Below are 14335 nucleotides of genomic sequence, written 5' to 3'. Positions count from 1 at the left end.
CCGACCCTCCCCGAAGAGGCCCGGCTTCGCCCGGCAGGCGGTAGGGCGCGGACCCGCCACGGGGGCGGTCGCGGTGCGGTGCGCCGCCCCGCCGGGGCTCGTTTTGCGGCGTGTACTCGTCCGACATTCAGCTATGAAGCCTCCGCCATACCGGTTGTGGATCGGCACGCGAAATCTTCGTGAAGGAATGCGCGGACGGCCGCGGAATTGATCACCGGCGGGTCGGGCGGCGCCCCTCGTGATCAATTCCGGATTCGACCGGAACCCCGCCACGGCCACCGAACGGAGTAGCGGGAGTCGCACACGCGGAACCGGACATATCGGGATCTTCAGGCGGGTGTCGGGGGCTCCGGTTGTGTGTGACGCGCGTGTTTCGCCCGGCCTGAAGAGCGGCTCCGACCTGCGAATACTTTCTTCCGCTCGCCCGCCGCAGCACGTTCCTGTTGCTGTTGTCAAGCCCCGAGATATGCCCTGACCTGCGAAAACGCCATTCAGAAGACGCCGTTTCCGTGTTACTCTGGATAGCCACGGAAGGGGTACCTGTCACATGACGTTCAAGGTTGGCGACACCGTGGTCTATCCCCATCACGGGGCCGCGCTGATCGAGGCTATCGAAACTCGCCAGATCAAAGGCGTGGACAAGACCTACTTGGTGCTGAAGGTCGCCCAGGGCGACCTGACGGTACGTGTGCCAGCGGACAATGCGGAGTTCGTCGGCGTACGTGATGTGGTCGGTCAGGACGGGCTGGACCGGGTCTTCGAGGTACTGCGCGCGCCGTACGCCGAAGAGCCCACGAACTGGTCGCGTCGTTACAAGGCAAACCTGGAGAAGCTCGCCTCCGGCGACGTCATCAAGGTCGCGGAAGTCGTACGCGACCTGTGGCGCCGCGAGCGCGAGCGCGGACTCTCCGCAGGTGAGAAGCGCATGCTCGCCAAGGCCCGCCAGATCCTGGTGAGCGAGCTGGCTCTCGCGGAGAACACCAACGAGGACAAGGCGGAGGCCCTGCTCGACGAGGTGCTCGCCTCCTGATCCGACTGGATCCGAGGCGAGGCGCAGACCGTCAGCCACTCGGTTCAGCGCACTGAAATGCCGCGGTGCCCGATGACATCCTTGCTGTCGCCGGGCGCTGCGGCATGTTCGTACCCGGATCCGGTCCGCGGCATCCGGACGTCCGGATGCCCATGATCCTCGTACGCTCATCCCGGGAAGGCTCTCCCCGGGTCCTGGCGTGCCGGGCCCGGGCTGCTGGCTCGACCAGGGTCACGGAAGGGTCCGGTCAAGGCATCGCGCCCGGCACGGTGAGGCCATACCCAACTAGGTCGAGCACACAAACCTGACAGGAACCGATGTCTGACGAATCGCGTCCCTCGCCCACCGACACCACTGCCGAGGCACCGGCCGAGACCGCTGCCGGGGCGCCCGCCGCGGACCGTACGCGGGCCAGGACCGCCGCGGTGATCCCCGCCGCCGGCCGGGGCGTACGGCTCGGTCCGGGCGCGCCCAAGGCCCTGCGCGCACTGGGCGGCACGCCCATGCTCATCCACGCGGTCAGGGCGATGGCCGCCTCCCGCGGCGTCTCCCTCGTCGTGGTCGTCGCCCCGCCCGACGGCGCGGCCGAGGTCAAGAACCTCCTCGACGTGCACGCCCTGCCCGACCGGACGGACTTCCTCGTGGTGCCCGGCGGCGAGACCCGGCAGGAGTCCGTACGGCTCGGCCTGGACGCGCTGCCGTCCGAGTACGACATCGTCCTCGTGCACGACGCGGCCCGGCCGCTGGTGCCGGTGGACACGGTGGACGCCGTGATCGAGGCCGTACGCGAGGGCGCGCCCGCCGTGGTGCCGGCGGTGCCGCTCGCCGACACCGTCAAGCAGGTCGAGCCCGCCGCGGTGCCGGGCGGGCCGGAGCCGGTGGTGGCGACGCCGGAGCGGGCGCGGCTGCGCGCGGTGCAGACCCCGCAGGGCTTCGACCGCGCCACGCTGGAGCGGGCCCACGAGACGGTGACCGACGACGTCACCGACGACGCGAGCATGGTGGAGGGGCTCGGGCTCGCGGTGGTGGTGGTGCCGGGGCACGAGGAGGCGTTCAAGGTGACGCGCCCGCTGGACCTGGTGCTGGCGGAGGCCGTACTGGCGCGCAGGAGGCTGAACGATGGGTTCTGAGGGTTCTGAGGGCTCTGTGAGGTCTGAGGCTTCGGGCGGGTCCGCGGGTTCCGGGGCGGACGGGACCGTGCTGCCGCAGGTCGGGATCGGGACGGACATCCACGCCTTCGAGGACGGGCGTGAGCTGTGGTGCGCCGGGCTGAAGTGGGAGGGCGAGGGGCCCGGGCTCGCCGGGCACTCCGACGCGGACGTCGTCGCGCACGCGGCGTGCAACGCGCTGTTCTCCGCGGCGGGGGTCGGGGACCTCGGGCAGCACTTCGGCACCGGGCGGCCGGAGTGGTCCGGGGCGTCCGGGGTGACGCTGCTGACCGAGGCGGCGCGGATCGTGCGGGCGGCGGGGTTCCGGATCGGGAACGTCGCGGTCCAGGTGGTCGGGGCGCGGCCGAAGATCGGCAAGCGGCGGGACGAGGCGCAGGAGATCCTCTCCGCGGCGGTGGGGGCACCGGTGTCCGTGTCGGGGGCGACGACGGACGGGCTGGGGTTCCCCGGGCGGGGGGAAGGGCTGATGGCGGTGGCCACGGCGTTGGTCGTACGGGTGTCTTAGCGCCGGGCGCGGTGCCTTGCTGCGGATGCGCTGAGGGTGCCTTGCCGGTGCCGGTGCCGGTGCCGGTGCCCGGTGCCCGGTGCCCGGTGCCCGGTGCTTGACGGTGCCCCGGGTGGCCCAGCCGTGCGGGGCTCCGCCCCGCGCCCCGCCAGGGGCTCCGCCCCTGGACCCCGCCTGTACCCACCCGCCGCCCGGCTCGCGGGGACAAGAGGTCGCCCCCTCGGCGTCGCGGCTCGGGCGACGAGCGGTCACGCGTGCGTGTCGCGGCTCGCGGGGACAAGAGGTGGCCCAGCGGCGTCGCGGCTGGCGTGGGCGAGGGGGCGGGGCGGTGGCGTGGGTCGGGCGACGAGTGGTCACGCGTGTGCGTTGCGGCTTGCGGGGACAGGAGGGCGCCCCCTCGGCGTCGCGGCTCGCGCGGGCGAGGAGGCGGGGGCGGTGGCGTGGCTCGGGGGAAGGCCGTCCCGTGTTGCGACTCGGTCCGGCAACAACGCGGGATGTGTGCCCTTGGCACTGCCCGGCGCCTACTACCCTGGACGCGTGACTATTCGCCTGTACGACACCAGCGCCCGGCAGATCCGTGACTTCGCCCCCCTCACGCCGGGCTGCGTCTCGATCTACCTGTGTGGCGCCACCGTGCAGGCCGCCCCGCACATCGGGCACATCCGGTCGGGGCTGAACTTCGACATCATGCGCCGCTGGTTCGCCTACCGCGGCTACGACGTCACGTTCGTCCGCAACGTCACCGACATCGACGACAAGATCATCTGGAAGGCGGCCGAGCAGAACCGCCCCTGGTGGTCCATCGGTTACGAGAACGAGCGGGCGTTCAACGACGCCTACGACGCCCTCGGCTGCCTGCCGCCGACGTACGAGCCCCGCGCCACCGGGCACATCACCGAGATGGTCGAGATGATGCGCGGCCTCATCGAGCGCGGGCACGCCTACGAGGCCGAGGGCAACGTCTACTTCGACGTACGGTCCCTGCCGGGCTACCTGTCCCTGTCCAACCAGGACCTCGACGAGCTGCGCCAGCCCGCCGGGGAGGGCGAGACCGGCAAGCGGGACCCGCGCGACTTCGCCATGTGGAAGGCGGCCAAGCCCGGGGAGCCCAGCTGGGAGACGCCGTGGGGCCGGGGGCGGCCCGGCTGGCACCTGGAGTGCTCCGCCATGGCGCACAAGTACCTGGGCGAGGAGTTCGACATCCACGGGGGCGGGATCGACCTGATCTTCCCGCACCACGAGAACGAGATCGCGCAGGCCAAGGGCTTCGGCGACGCCTTCGCCCGCTACTGGGTGCACAACGCCTGGGTCACCATGAGCGGCGAGAAGATGTCCAAGTCGCTCGGCAACAGCGTGCTCGTGAGCGAGATGGTGAAGAAGTGGCGGCCGGTCGTGCTCCGGTACTACCTGGGCACGCCGCACTACCGCTCCACCATCGAGTACAGCGAGGAGTCCCTGCGCGAGGCCGAGTCGGCGTACGGGCGGATCGAGGGCTTCGTGCAGCGCGTCACCGAGCTGGCCGGCCACGTCGTGGAGCCCGCAGCCGAGGTGCCGCCCGCCTTCGCCGAGGCGATGGACGACGACCTGGGCGTCCCGCAGGCGCTGGCGATCGTGCACACCACCGTCCGGCAGGGCAACAGCGCGCTGGCCGCCGACGACAAGGACGCCGCCGTCGCCCGCCTCGCCGAGCTCCGCGCCATGCTCGGCGTCCTCGGCCTGGACCCGCTGGACACGCGGTGGGCCGGCGAGCAGGAGCAGGGCGAGGACCTGCGGCACGTCGTCGACAGCCTCGTACGGCTCGTGCTCGACCAGCGCGAGGCCGCCCGGGCACGCAAGGACTGGCCGACCGCGGACGCCATCCGCGACCAGCTCGGGCAGTCCGGACTGGTCATCGAGGACAGCCCGCAGGGGCCCCGCTGGAGCCTCGGCTCCCGCTGACCCGGCCGCCCGGCGCGAGCCGGACCGTAGATCGATTGTGCCGCCCGGCCCTCCGGGCGGCACACTGCATAAGACACGAACACCGCACAAGACGAACAACACCGCAGAAGACGCAAGCACCACCCCGAAGACGCGAAGAGCGGAGACAGGTACTCATGGCCGCGAACAACCGCCGCATGTCCGGCAAGAAGGGCGCGCAGGTCGGCAGTGGCGGCCAGCGACGCCGGGGCCTGGAAGGCAAGGGGCCCACGCCTCCCGCCGAGATGCGCAAGGGGCACGCCAAGCAGCGCGCCGCCAACGCCAAGGCGCGCCGCGCCACGGGCCGCCCGCAGCAGCGGCGCGGCGGCGGCCGCTCCACGTCCGAGCTGGTCGTCGGCCGCAACCCGGTCTACGAGGCGCTGCGCGACGGCGTGCCCGCCTCGACGCTCTACGTCCAGCAGTTCATCGACAACGACGAGCGGGTGCGCGAGGCGTTGCAGCTCGCCGCCGAACGCGGTGGCATCAACCTCATGGAGGCGCCGCGTCCCGAGCTGGACCGGATGACCAACGGGCTCAACCACCAGGGGCTCGTGCTCCAGGTGCCGCCGTACGAGTACGCCCACCCCGAGGACCTGGTCGCCGCCGCCCACGACGAGGGCGTGGACCCGCTGATCGTCGCCCTCGACGGCGTGACCGACCCGCGCAACCTCGGTGCCGTCGTCCGCTCCGTCTCCGCCTTCGGCGGCCACGGCGTCGTCGTGCCCGAGCGGCGCGCGGCCGGCATGACGGCGGGCGCGTGGAAGTCGTCCGCCGGTACCGCCGCCCGTACGCCGGTGGCCCGTGCCACCAACCTCACGCGGGCGCTGGAGTCGTACCAGAAGGCCGGCATCACGGTCGTCGGCCTCGCCGCCGACGGCGAGGCCGAACTCGGCGACCTGGAGGCCCTGGGCGGCCCCGTCGTCGTCGTGGTCGGCAGCGAGGGCAAGGGCCTGTCCCGGCTCGTCGGCGAGACCTGCGACTTCCGGGTGCGGATCCCGATGCCGGGTGGCGCCGAGTCGCTCAACGCCGGTGTGGCGGCGGGGATCGTGCTGTACGAGGCGGCGCGTCGGCGTCCCTGAACGCGTGTTCGGCGTATAGCTCGAACGGGGTGTTCGAGGCTGTCCGGACATGCTTGACGCGGTCCGGACAGATCGGGGCGGTCAAGGCAGTGTCCTAACGACACATCACTCGGTTAGATGAGTGTGGACACCAGAACACCCCGCACACCCACGGGGGACCGCTCGTCGGGATACGACGACGTTCCCGCGCTGAGCATGGTGAAGGTGCCGAGCGATCCGGCCCAGGTCATCGTCAACCACGCGAGTTTCCGCGTGCAGTTCGGTGCCTCCGCGCGGCGGACCCAGTCCCCGCGGATCGCGCGGCACCTGAGCGCCACCCAGGACACCGCCCGCATGCCCGCCGCCCCGGGCCGCCGCCGTGCCGTCGTGTGGAGCGGACGCTCCGACCCGGACGACACCGGCGCGCACCGGCTGCTCCAGGCGGTGCGGGCGGGGGCCGGCCACCACGCCGACGAGCCGGTCGCCGACGCCGGGGCGACTCAGGTCATCCCCCGGGTGGGCCTCGACGGCGGCCCCCTCGGCTACGACGACGGTCCCGCCACCCAGACGCTCGAAACGCCCCTCGTCGGCGCCCAGCGCGGCCCCGTGCCCGACGGCACCCGGCTGCTGCCCGCCATGCGCACCGTCGGCAGCGCCTACGACGAGCCCGCCTACGACGGGCCTCCCTACGACGGCGCCGCCTACGGCGACGACTTCGCGTCCGCCGACGGCTACCGCACCGACGGCCACGACCCCGACGGTCTCGAGGACACGGAGCAGGGCGGGCCCCGCAGCAGGCGCCGCACCGACGACCCGGCCCGGCACGCCTACTTCCCCGGCCGCCGCATGAACCTGGGCGTCGTCCTGCTGCCGCTGCGGGTCTTCCTCGGCTTCATCTCCATCTACGCCGGCATGGGCAAGCTCTGCGACCCCGTCTACTTCGACGGCGGCGAACGCGGCTCCATGGTGAAGTGGCTCAACACCCTGCATCCCTGGGACGTCGCCGAACCGCTGCGCCAGTTCGCCCTCGGCCACCCCGTGGGCGCCGGGCTGGTCATCGCCTTCCTCCAGGTGCTCGTGGGCGTCCTCACCGTCCTCGGCTGCTGGCAGCGCGTGGCCGCCGTCATCGGCGCCGCCCTGTCCGCCGCGCTGCTCGTCACCGTCAGCTGGAAGAGCGTCCCGGTCTACGACGCACCCGACATCATCTACCTCGCCGCCTGGTCCCCGCTGATCATCGCCGGGGCCCCCGTCTACTCCGTGGACGGCAGGCTCGCGGGCAGCGCCTGGCGCCGGCTCGGTCCCCGCTCCGACATCTGGGACCTGCGCCGCTACGTCCTGCGCCGCGGCGCCGTCATCACCTTCCTGGTCGCCGGGGTCACCCTCCTCGTCGGCTCCGTCCTCGGCGGTGCCGTGCGGGACGCCGACCGCGTGGTCGTCCCCGGGCCCGGCGAGGCCCCGCGCAACGAACTGCCCGGCTCGCCGCTCCCGCAGGAGCCCGGCGCCCGCAAGACGAAGACCTCCTCCCCGGAGGCCTCCGCCTCGCCCACCCAGGGCGCCACCAGCGGCGCGTCCGCCCCCGCCGAGGACGACGCGACCGCGCCGGGAGCGACCCGCGACAGCAGCGGCACTGCCACCGGCGGCGGCATGCCCAGCCAGACCCAGGGCACCACGGGCCAGGCCCCGCCCCGCCACTCCGCCCCGGCCGGCCAGGCGCCGAGCACCACGGCGGGACCGACCTCGGGCGGCACCTCGTCCGGCGGCGGCGGCTCCACCGGCGGCTCCGGCGGCTCCGGCACCGGGAGCGGTGACGGCGGCGGCTCGTCGACCACCGGGGAGCCCGGCGGTCGTCTGGTGGGCGGCCTCCTGGGCTGACGCCCGCCGTCCCCGCGCTCGCCGCCCCTCGCGGCCAGGGCACACAGCAGGGGCCCCGCACCACGCGTGCGGGGCCCTGCTCCGTCGTCGTACCGCCCGGCTGCGGGGCGCTCAGCGGCCGCTCAGGGCCGCCAGTTCCCTGGCCGCCTCCGTCAGGTCCTTCGCGGTGTCGATCGCCCGCCAGTAGGACCCCTGCGGGATCGGGAAACCGGCCAGCCGACGCTCACGGGCCAGCCTCGGGAAGGTGGTGCGCTCGTGGTCACCGCGTTCCGGGAGCATCGCGGCGAACTCCGGCGAGAAGACGTACACGCCCGCGTTGATCTCGACCGTCGACGGCGGCGCCTCGATGAAGTCGGTGATGTGGCCGAAGCCGTCCGTCTGCACGGCGCCCCACGGCAGCCGCGGACGGGCCAGGGCGAGGGTCGCGACGGCGTCCCGCTCGGCGTGGAAGTCGGCCATGTCGCGCAGCGAGAAACGGGTCCAGATGTCGCCGTTGGTCGCGTACCAGGCCCGGTCCGGGTGCGGGAGGTGGGCGGCGGCGTACCTGAGGCCGCCGCCGCGGCCCAGCGGCTCGGTCTCGACGACGGTGGTGACGGAGAGCGGCAGGTCGGCGCTCTCCAGCCACTTCTGCAGCACCCCGGCCAGATGACCGCAGGAGACCACGACGTCGGTGACGCCCTCCTCGGCGAGCCAGGCGAGCTGATGGCCGATGATCGGAGTCCCGGTGCCCGGGATCTCGACCATCGGCTTCGGCCGGTCGTCGGTGTAGGGGCGCAGCCGGGAACCCTGTCCGCCGGCCAGGACGACGGCTTGCACGGGGCGGCGGGACGCGGCGCTCGGATCGGTCATGCCCGAACTGTACGCGGCGCCCGGGCCCGCCCCCGAAGGGTGCTCAGCTGTGCGCGGCCAGGACGCCCGAGGCGAAGGCGGTGTCGCAGACGGGGCGGGCGTACGACTGGGCGCGCGTCGGGCCGTACACCTTCACCGCGGCGCGGCCGAGGGCGCGGGCGATGGTCGCGCAGTGGTCGGCCAGCGACGGGCGCTCGTTCACCGCCTGCTGGAGGTGGGTGAGCGCGACGCCCGGGTCCTCCTCCTGCAGCTCGGTCAGCAGCCGGTCGCGCAGCACCTCGTGCGGGGCGCGGGCGACGCGGGCGGAGGACGCCTTGGAGGACGAGGCCTCCGACGCGGCGAGCACCGAGTCCGAGGGATCCCCGGACCAGTCGACGCGGGTGACCGCGAGAGTCCCGGAGAGCACCAGGACGACGGGCAGGACGAAGGCGAGAGAGCGGCCGATCCGGCGGGCGGGGCCCCGGCCGCGTCGCGTCTGTCGGGTGGTGGAGTGCTTCACGGAGTGCTTCACGCGAGTGAGGGTAGCGCCCGGTAATGATTTGGCGACATTTAGTCACCCTATCGGGGGATGAAGAGCGGGCGAGAACGGGATAGGGGGTTGACGAACACCGGTCGAAACGTCCGTTGTGCCGGGGTAATTGTCGACAACGAAAAGAGCCCCGCAGCAGGCCGCGGGGCTCTTTTCGTCAACGCGGGCGGAATCACCCGGTCGCGTGGTTTCTCAACGGGAGGTTTCCCAGGGGATTCTCCCGCCCGGACGCCGTCAGTCGGTGAGACGCTCGCCCGTGGAGGACGAGAACACGTGCGTCTCGCCCGGACGCGGCACCACGTGGACGGTCGCGCCCTTCTCCGGCACCGCGCGGCTGCTGACGCGGACCACGAGGTCCTTCGTCTCGCCGCCGACGTCGACCGTGCCGTAGATGTAGCCGTCGGCGCCGGTCTCCTCGACGACGTTCACCGAGACCGCGAGACCGGCCGGGGCGTCCGCCGAGTCCTTCGTCAGGGTCTTCGACACGCCGCCGTCCAGCTCCACCACGTCGAAGTGCTCCGGGCGGACACCGACGGTGACCGTGCGGTCGCCCTTGTCCGCGGCGGCCTTCAGGGCGTCGCGGTTGACCGGGACGACGCTGTTGCCGAACTTCACGCCGCCGTCGGTGATCGGGACCTCGACCAGGTTCATGGCCGGGGAGCCGATGAAGCCGGCGACGAAGAGGTTCGCGGGCCTGTCGTACATGTTCCGCGGGGTGTCGACCTGCTGGAGCAGACCGTCCTTGAGGACCGCCACCCGGTCGCCCATCGTCATGGCCTCGACCTGGTCGTGGGTGACGTAGACGGTCGTGATGCCCAGACGGCGCTGGAGCGAGGCGATCTGCGTACGGGTGGAGACGCGGAGCTTGGCGTCCAGGTTGGACAGCGGCTCGTCCATGAGGAACACCTGCGGCTCACGCACGATCGCGCGGCCCATCGCCACACGCTGGCGCTGACCGCCGGAGAGCGCCTTCGGCTTGCGGTCCAGGTACTCGGTGAGGTCGAGGATCTTCGCGGCCTCCTCGACCTTCTGCCGGATCTCCGCCTTGTTGACGCCGGCGATCTTGAGCGCGAAGCCCATGTTGTCGGCGACGGACATGTGCGGGTACAGCGCGTAGTTCTGGAACACCATGGCGATGTCCCGGTCCTTCGGCGGCAGGTGCGTCACGTCGCGGTCACCGATGCGGATGGCACCGCCGTTCACGTCCTCGAGCCCCGCGAGCATCCGCAGCGAGGTGGACTTGCCACAACCGGACGGGCCGACCAGGACGAGGAACTCACCGTCCGCGATGTCGATGTCGAGACCGTCGACGGCGGGCTTGGTGGAACCCGGGTACACACGGGTCGCCTTGTCGAACGTAACTGTGGCCATGGTGAAAGGGCCCCCTTCTACCGGCAGGAACGTGCCGGACGATCCGTTGTAGGAAGGTGGTGGTGTAGTCCACACGGGTGAAGCTGAGCAGGACGGTACCCGGCGTTCACCTGATCTGTCAGTAGCTGGAGGACTGTGAACTTCGCTGAAATTTTCGAGAGAGGGCTCTGAGGCAGAGCGACGCACTTTTGACCCTGCCGCGAGGCTTCCTGCTTCATCGCCCGGTGCCAGCCGAACACAGCCCTCACGAACTGCGCCCGACCGGTCTTACACGGGCTCCACAGGCATTCCGGCCGACGGCCCGTCGGTCCGTACCGCGTCAGCGGCTGCTACACGAGCAGGGAGCACTCCTCCGACTCAGAGGCCCTGATCACTGCCGCCGTCTTCCTGCCCGGGGGCAGCCTCGACTCCACCAGCCAGTACAGGCGCATCCCCTCGTCCCGCAGGTTCACGGCGGCATTCACGTCCCGGTCGTGGAGCACGCCGCACTCGGCGCACGTCCACTCCCGGACCGAGACGTCCAGCTTCGGTCCCCTGTAATGACATGCCGAGCAGCGGCGGGTCGAAGGGAAGAAGCGGTCGACGATCACCAGTGTCCGTCCGTACCACTCGCACTTGTAACGCAACTGCCTCAGCAACTCGCCCCACGAGGCATCGGTGATCGCCTGATTCAGTCGTGCCTTCCGTCCCCTGCCCGTACCCCGGGCCGCACGCAAGAGCGTCACCACCGACAGATCTTCCACTACGAGCACTTGGTTCTCGCGCACGAGGCGGGTCGTCAGTCGGCTCAGCATGTCTTGGCGCGCGTCCGTGATGAGCGCGTACAGGCGGGCGATCTTCTGCCTCACCCGGTTCCGGTTGCCCGACCCTTTCACCTTCCTGTGCAGCTCCCGCTGCAACCGGGTCAACCTTTGCGCATACCGCTTCAGCAACCTCGGGTGATCAGCCTTCGTCCCGTCGTCCAGCGTGACGAGCGAGGCCAGGCCGACATCGACACCCACCGCCCTCGGCTCGCGCGAACCGGGCACTAGGGCGGCCGGAAGCGGCGCGATGCGTTCCTCCACCAGCACGGACACGAAATACCGCCCGGCCCGATCCCGAGTCACCGACAACCGCACCGGGGTCACGCCGGCGGGCAGGGCCCGGGACCACCGGATGTCCAATGCCCTGGACTGCTTCGCGAGCGTGATCCGCCCCGTACCCGGCGCCTCCGGATCCTCGGCCCATCTGAACCCCGTCCGCACATACGTCGCCGTGTCCCCCGAGCGCCCCTTCCTCTTCCGCTGTGGATGCTCCGTCCCACCCTGGAAGAAGCGGCCGAACGCCTGGTCGAGATGGCGCAGAGCCTGCTGCAGCACGGTCGACGACACCTCCGCCAGCCAAGTCGTATCCGCCCGTCGCTTCCAGCCCGTCAGCGCCCGGCATGTCTCTGCGAAACCCACCCTCACCCGGTGTCGTTCCCAAGCTTCCGAACGCAAAGCCAGCCCTTCGTTGTAGACCCACCGGCACGCCCCGAACGTCCGCTGCAACTGCCCCGCCTGCTCCCCGGTCGGATAGAAGCGGAAGCGGTAGAAGCGGTGGTGAGTGTCCGCTTCCTTGGCGTGGCTCTTCGGCGCGGTCGCCTTGCGGGTGCGGTGCTTGCGGCGGTCGCCGATGCCGAGAGCCTCGCGCTTGATACGCGCGGCTTCCTCGCCTCGTACCGCTTTCGGCTTCTCCGCCGTCCCTCCCATGGATCTCCTTCCCGCACGAGCCGATCTGAACAGCACGTCAGATCGATCAACGAACAGGTGCACGGGTGGTTACGGTCGATTGAGAATTCGAGGGTGGCAGGGAAGTCCGTGGCTTGGGGATATGGGGCTGTGTACAGTGGAGCAGCCTCGCGCGCGGCACCGCGCGCTGTGCCTCCTTAGCTCAGATGGCCAGAGCAGCTCACTTGTAATGAGCAGGTCGTCGGTTCGAATCCGACAGGGGGCTCCAGCACGGCAGGACGACGCCCCCGCGATCTCTGGATCGCGGGGGCGTCGGCGTGTGGGTGGGTCAGGAGGAGCGGTTGGCGCTGGAGGGGCCGAAGAACTCGATCTCGGAGATGGCCACCTGCTTGTCGGCGGAGGCCGCGTGGGCGGATTCGATGGTGAAGCGGACCTTGGTGACCTCGCCGACGCGGAACGGGCGTCGCTGGCCGCCCGCGCCCTGGTCGAGGGTGAGGTCGCGGGTCTTGACCGACCCGTCCTTCATGGTGATCGTCGCCTTGATGCGGTGGGGGAGGGCGGACTCCTGCAGTTTGTTGGCGCGGGAGGAGACGCCGGGGGTGATGATCACGTCCAGCAGGCGGGTCGGTTCGGTGAAGGTGGCCTCGACCCACTCGCCCTGGCCGGACTGCGAGATGCCGGGACCCCACCAGGTGTTGCTGAGCTTGTCGATGAGGAGCTCGGGCTTGTGGCCGGGGAAGGAGTGCGAGGCCTTGATGCCGTCGGGGGAGACGGGCGCGCGCTTGGCGAAGTGGTCGCGGGTGTTGTCGATGCCGTCGGGGATGTACATGAAGCCGAGGACCGCGAGGACGGCGACGACGGCGACGGTGATCCAGGTGCCGATGCGGTCGAAGACGCGGCGCAGGCGCGGCCGGTCGCCGGCCCACGGTGTCTCGCGGCGGCGTCCGCCGAAGAGCCGGCGCCACCAGGGGGCGCGCACGGTGGCCTGGTCGCCGCTCGCGACCAGGGGCATGGCGCAGCGGGCGCAGTAGTGGCGGTCGGGGCGGTTGGGGGTGGAGCACCAGGGGCACGGCGGGCCGTTGGCGATGTCCGGCTGGTGGCCGGGGGCGCGGACCTGTGGCCGGTCGGCGTCGGGGCGGCCGGGCAGGACGGGGGCGACGGCGGGGGGTGCGGCCGGTGCGGGGGCCCCGGGTTCGGCGACGGGGACGAGGAGGGAGCGGGCCCGGTCGGACATGGTGTCGCTGAGGCCGTTCGGGGCGGGTGCGGTGACCGGGGGCACCGGGGCGGTGGGGGCGGTCTCGTCGGTGTCGCGGGTGCGGGCGGCCGCGGTGGGTGCGGTGTCCGCGGTGGCCGCGGTGGCGGGTGGGGCGGCCGGGGCCGGGGTGTCCGCGTGGCCGGTGTCGTCCGGTGCGGCGTCCGGCGGGGTGCCGGTGCCGGCCGGGCCGCCGGGATGCGGGTCGGCCGACGGGGCCGCGGTGCGGTGGGGCTGGGGCAGGGTCGGGTCGTCCCCGAGGGTGCCCGACGGTTCGGCGGCGGGCGCGGGCGCGGTGCGGCCGGTGCGGGCGGGGGGCGTGCCGGAGCCGGCGAAGGCGTCGAAGCCGGGGTTCTGGTCGGTGGTGGCGGCCGCGGGCTGCGCGGTGCGGGCGGCACCGGTCTGCTCCCAGCTGAGTACGGCGCCGCACGCGTCGCAGAAGGACTGGCCCGGTTCCGCGCGGGTTCCGCACTCGGCGCAGTTCTGCGTGGTCATCTCTCCGGGGTCCTTTCGGAGGCGGTCACTTCGACCGTGTAGGGCATGTGGGCGGGACGGGCGGCGGCGACGAGGGCGTCCAGGCGATGGGTGTCGGCCGGTTTCGGGTCGGGCAGCCGGAGGGTGACGTGCAGGTACGGGCGGGGCCGGCCGGGGAACGGTCCGAGGGGCCGGGCGTTCCATTCGGCGCCGCCGCTCTCGGTGATCTCCGGCTCGACGCCGAAGGCCAGCCGGACGGCCTCGGACAGGCCCTGCCGGGTGCCGCGTACGCGGTGCAGCCGGGCGGCGGCGGCGACGGCGGCGCGCAGCCGGTCCTCGGGTTCGGTGCCGTCGGTCTCGGCACCCACCCAGGTGCCGAGCCACTGGGCGAAGTCGGCCGGGGTGAGGGCGGGGTCGAAGTAGGTGTCGAGGCAGTCCAGGACGCTGAGGATGGGCGCGAGGACGTCGTCGAGGCCGCCGACGAAGCGCAGGGCGAGGTCGTCGTCGGCGAAGACGGCGGGCAGCATCGAGCTGATGGGCAGGGAGGAGCCGAGCCCGTCG

At 72.0% G+C, this 14335-nt stretch carries 12 protein-coding genes and 1 tRNA gene; 7 read left to right on the top strand and 6 right to left on the bottom strand.

Going from position 1 to position 14335, the window contains the following annotated elements; genetic code table 11:
• Nucleotides 1–547 precede the first annotated feature (547 nt).
• The 6 genes from EV562_RS33610 to EV562_RS33580 all read left to right on the top strand — a co-directional run bounded on the left by EV562_RS33610 (nt 548) and on the right by EV562_RS33580 (nt 7590).
• Nucleotides 548–1030, top strand: a complete 483-nt coding sequence (locus EV562_RS33610; RefSeq protein WP_003953493.1) for a CarD family transcriptional regulator — start codon at nt 548–550, stop codon at nt 1028–1030.
• A 317-nt stretch (nt 1031–1347) separates the two neighbouring features.
• A complete protein-coding gene (gene ispD, locus EV562_RS33600; protein ID WP_133890656.1) occupies nt 1348–2160 on the top strand; it encodes a 2-C-methyl-D-erythritol 4-phosphate cytidylyltransferase in 813 nt (270 codons plus the stop codon).
• The gene (gene ispF, locus EV562_RS33595; RefSeq protein WP_243860312.1) at nt 2150–2704 is read left to right on the top strand and encodes a 2-C-methyl-D-erythritol 2,4-cyclodiphosphate synthase; all 555 of its coding nucleotides are present in this window, start codon (nt 2150–2152) and stop codon (nt 2702–2704) included. The genes ispD and ispF overlap by 11 nt, the downstream gene beginning before the upstream one ends.
• A 537-nt stretch (nt 2705–3241) precedes the next feature.
• On the top strand, nt 3242–4642 hold the full coding sequence (gene cysS / locus EV562_RS33590; protein WP_133890654.1) for a cysteine--tRNA ligase: 1401 nt from the start codon (nt 3242–3244) through the stop codon (nt 4640–4642).
• Between the two features lie 155 nt (nt 4643–4797).
• A complete protein-coding gene (gene rlmB / locus EV562_RS33585) occupies nt 4798–5739 on the top strand; it encodes a 23S rRNA (guanosine(2251)-2'-O)-methyltransferase RlmB (RefSeq protein ID WP_133890653.1) in 942 nt (313 codons plus the stop codon).
• Nucleotides 5740–5856: 117 nt separating this feature from the next.
• Nucleotides 5857–7590 (top strand): DoxX family protein, encoded by a 1734-nt coding sequence (locus EV562_RS33580; RefSeq protein ID WP_166662127.1) that lies wholly within the window; start codon nt 5857–5859, stop codon nt 7588–7590.
• Nucleotides 7591–7701: 111 nt separating this feature from the next.
• On the opposite strand, the gene EV562_RS33575 is transcribed toward EV562_RS33580, so the two are convergent.
• From EV562_RS33575 to EV562_RS33560, 4 genes are all read right to left on the bottom strand, one after another.
• Complete coding sequence (locus tag EV562_RS33575; protein ID WP_133890652.1) at nt 7702–8439, bottom strand: nucleotidyltransferase family protein; 738 nt, start codon at nt 8437–8439, stop codon at nt 7702–7704.
• Between the two features lie 43 nt (nt 8440–8482).
• Nucleotides 8483–8950 carry a hypothetical protein gene (locus EV562_RS33570; RefSeq protein WP_243860309.1) on the bottom strand — a complete coding sequence of 156 codons (468 nt, stop codon included), beginning with the start codon at nt 8948–8950 and terminating at the stop codon, nt 8483–8485.
• A 252-nt stretch (nt 8951–9202) separates the two neighbouring features.
• Nucleotides 9203–10339, bottom strand: coding sequence for a diacetylchitobiose ABC transporter ATP-binding protein MsiK (gene msiK, locus EV562_RS33565; RefSeq protein ID WP_133890651.1), 1137 nt, complete (start codon nt 10337–10339; stop codon nt 9203–9205).
• A gap of 329 nt (nt 10340–10668) precedes the next feature.
• A complete protein-coding gene (locus tag EV562_RS33560) occupies nt 10669–12069 on the bottom strand; it encodes an RNA-guided endonuclease TnpB family protein (RefSeq protein ID WP_133890650.1) in 1401 nt (466 codons plus the stop codon).
• Nucleotides 12070–12239: 170 nt separating this feature from the next.
• On the opposite strand from EV562_RS33560, the gene EV562_RS33555 reads away from it, so the two are divergent.
• Nucleotides 12240–12316 (top strand) — tRNA-Thr (locus tag EV562_RS33555).
• 60 nt (nt 12317–12376) lie between these two features.
• Here EV562_RS33555 and EV562_RS33550 read toward each other — a convergent pair.
• Nucleotides 12377–13795 (bottom strand): zinc ribbon domain-containing protein, encoded by a 1419-nt coding sequence (locus tag EV562_RS33550; RefSeq protein ID WP_133890649.1) that lies wholly within the window; start codon nt 13793–13795, stop codon nt 12377–12379.
• Nucleotides 13792–14301, bottom strand: coding sequence for a phage tail protein (locus EV562_RS33545; protein WP_166662138.1), 510 nt, complete (start codon nt 14299–14301; stop codon nt 13792–13794). Before EV562_RS33545 ends, EV562_RS33550 begins: the two co-directional genes overlap by 4 nt.
• Nucleotides 14302–14335: the final 34 nt, after the last annotated feature.

Source organism: Streptomyces sp. BK208 (assembly GCF_004364245.1).
GTDB lineage: Bacteria > Actinomycetota > Actinomycetes > Streptomycetales > Streptomycetaceae > Streptomyces.
Note: the sequence above shows the minus strand (reverse complement) of the source record. Positions and strands in the feature narration are given on the sequence as shown.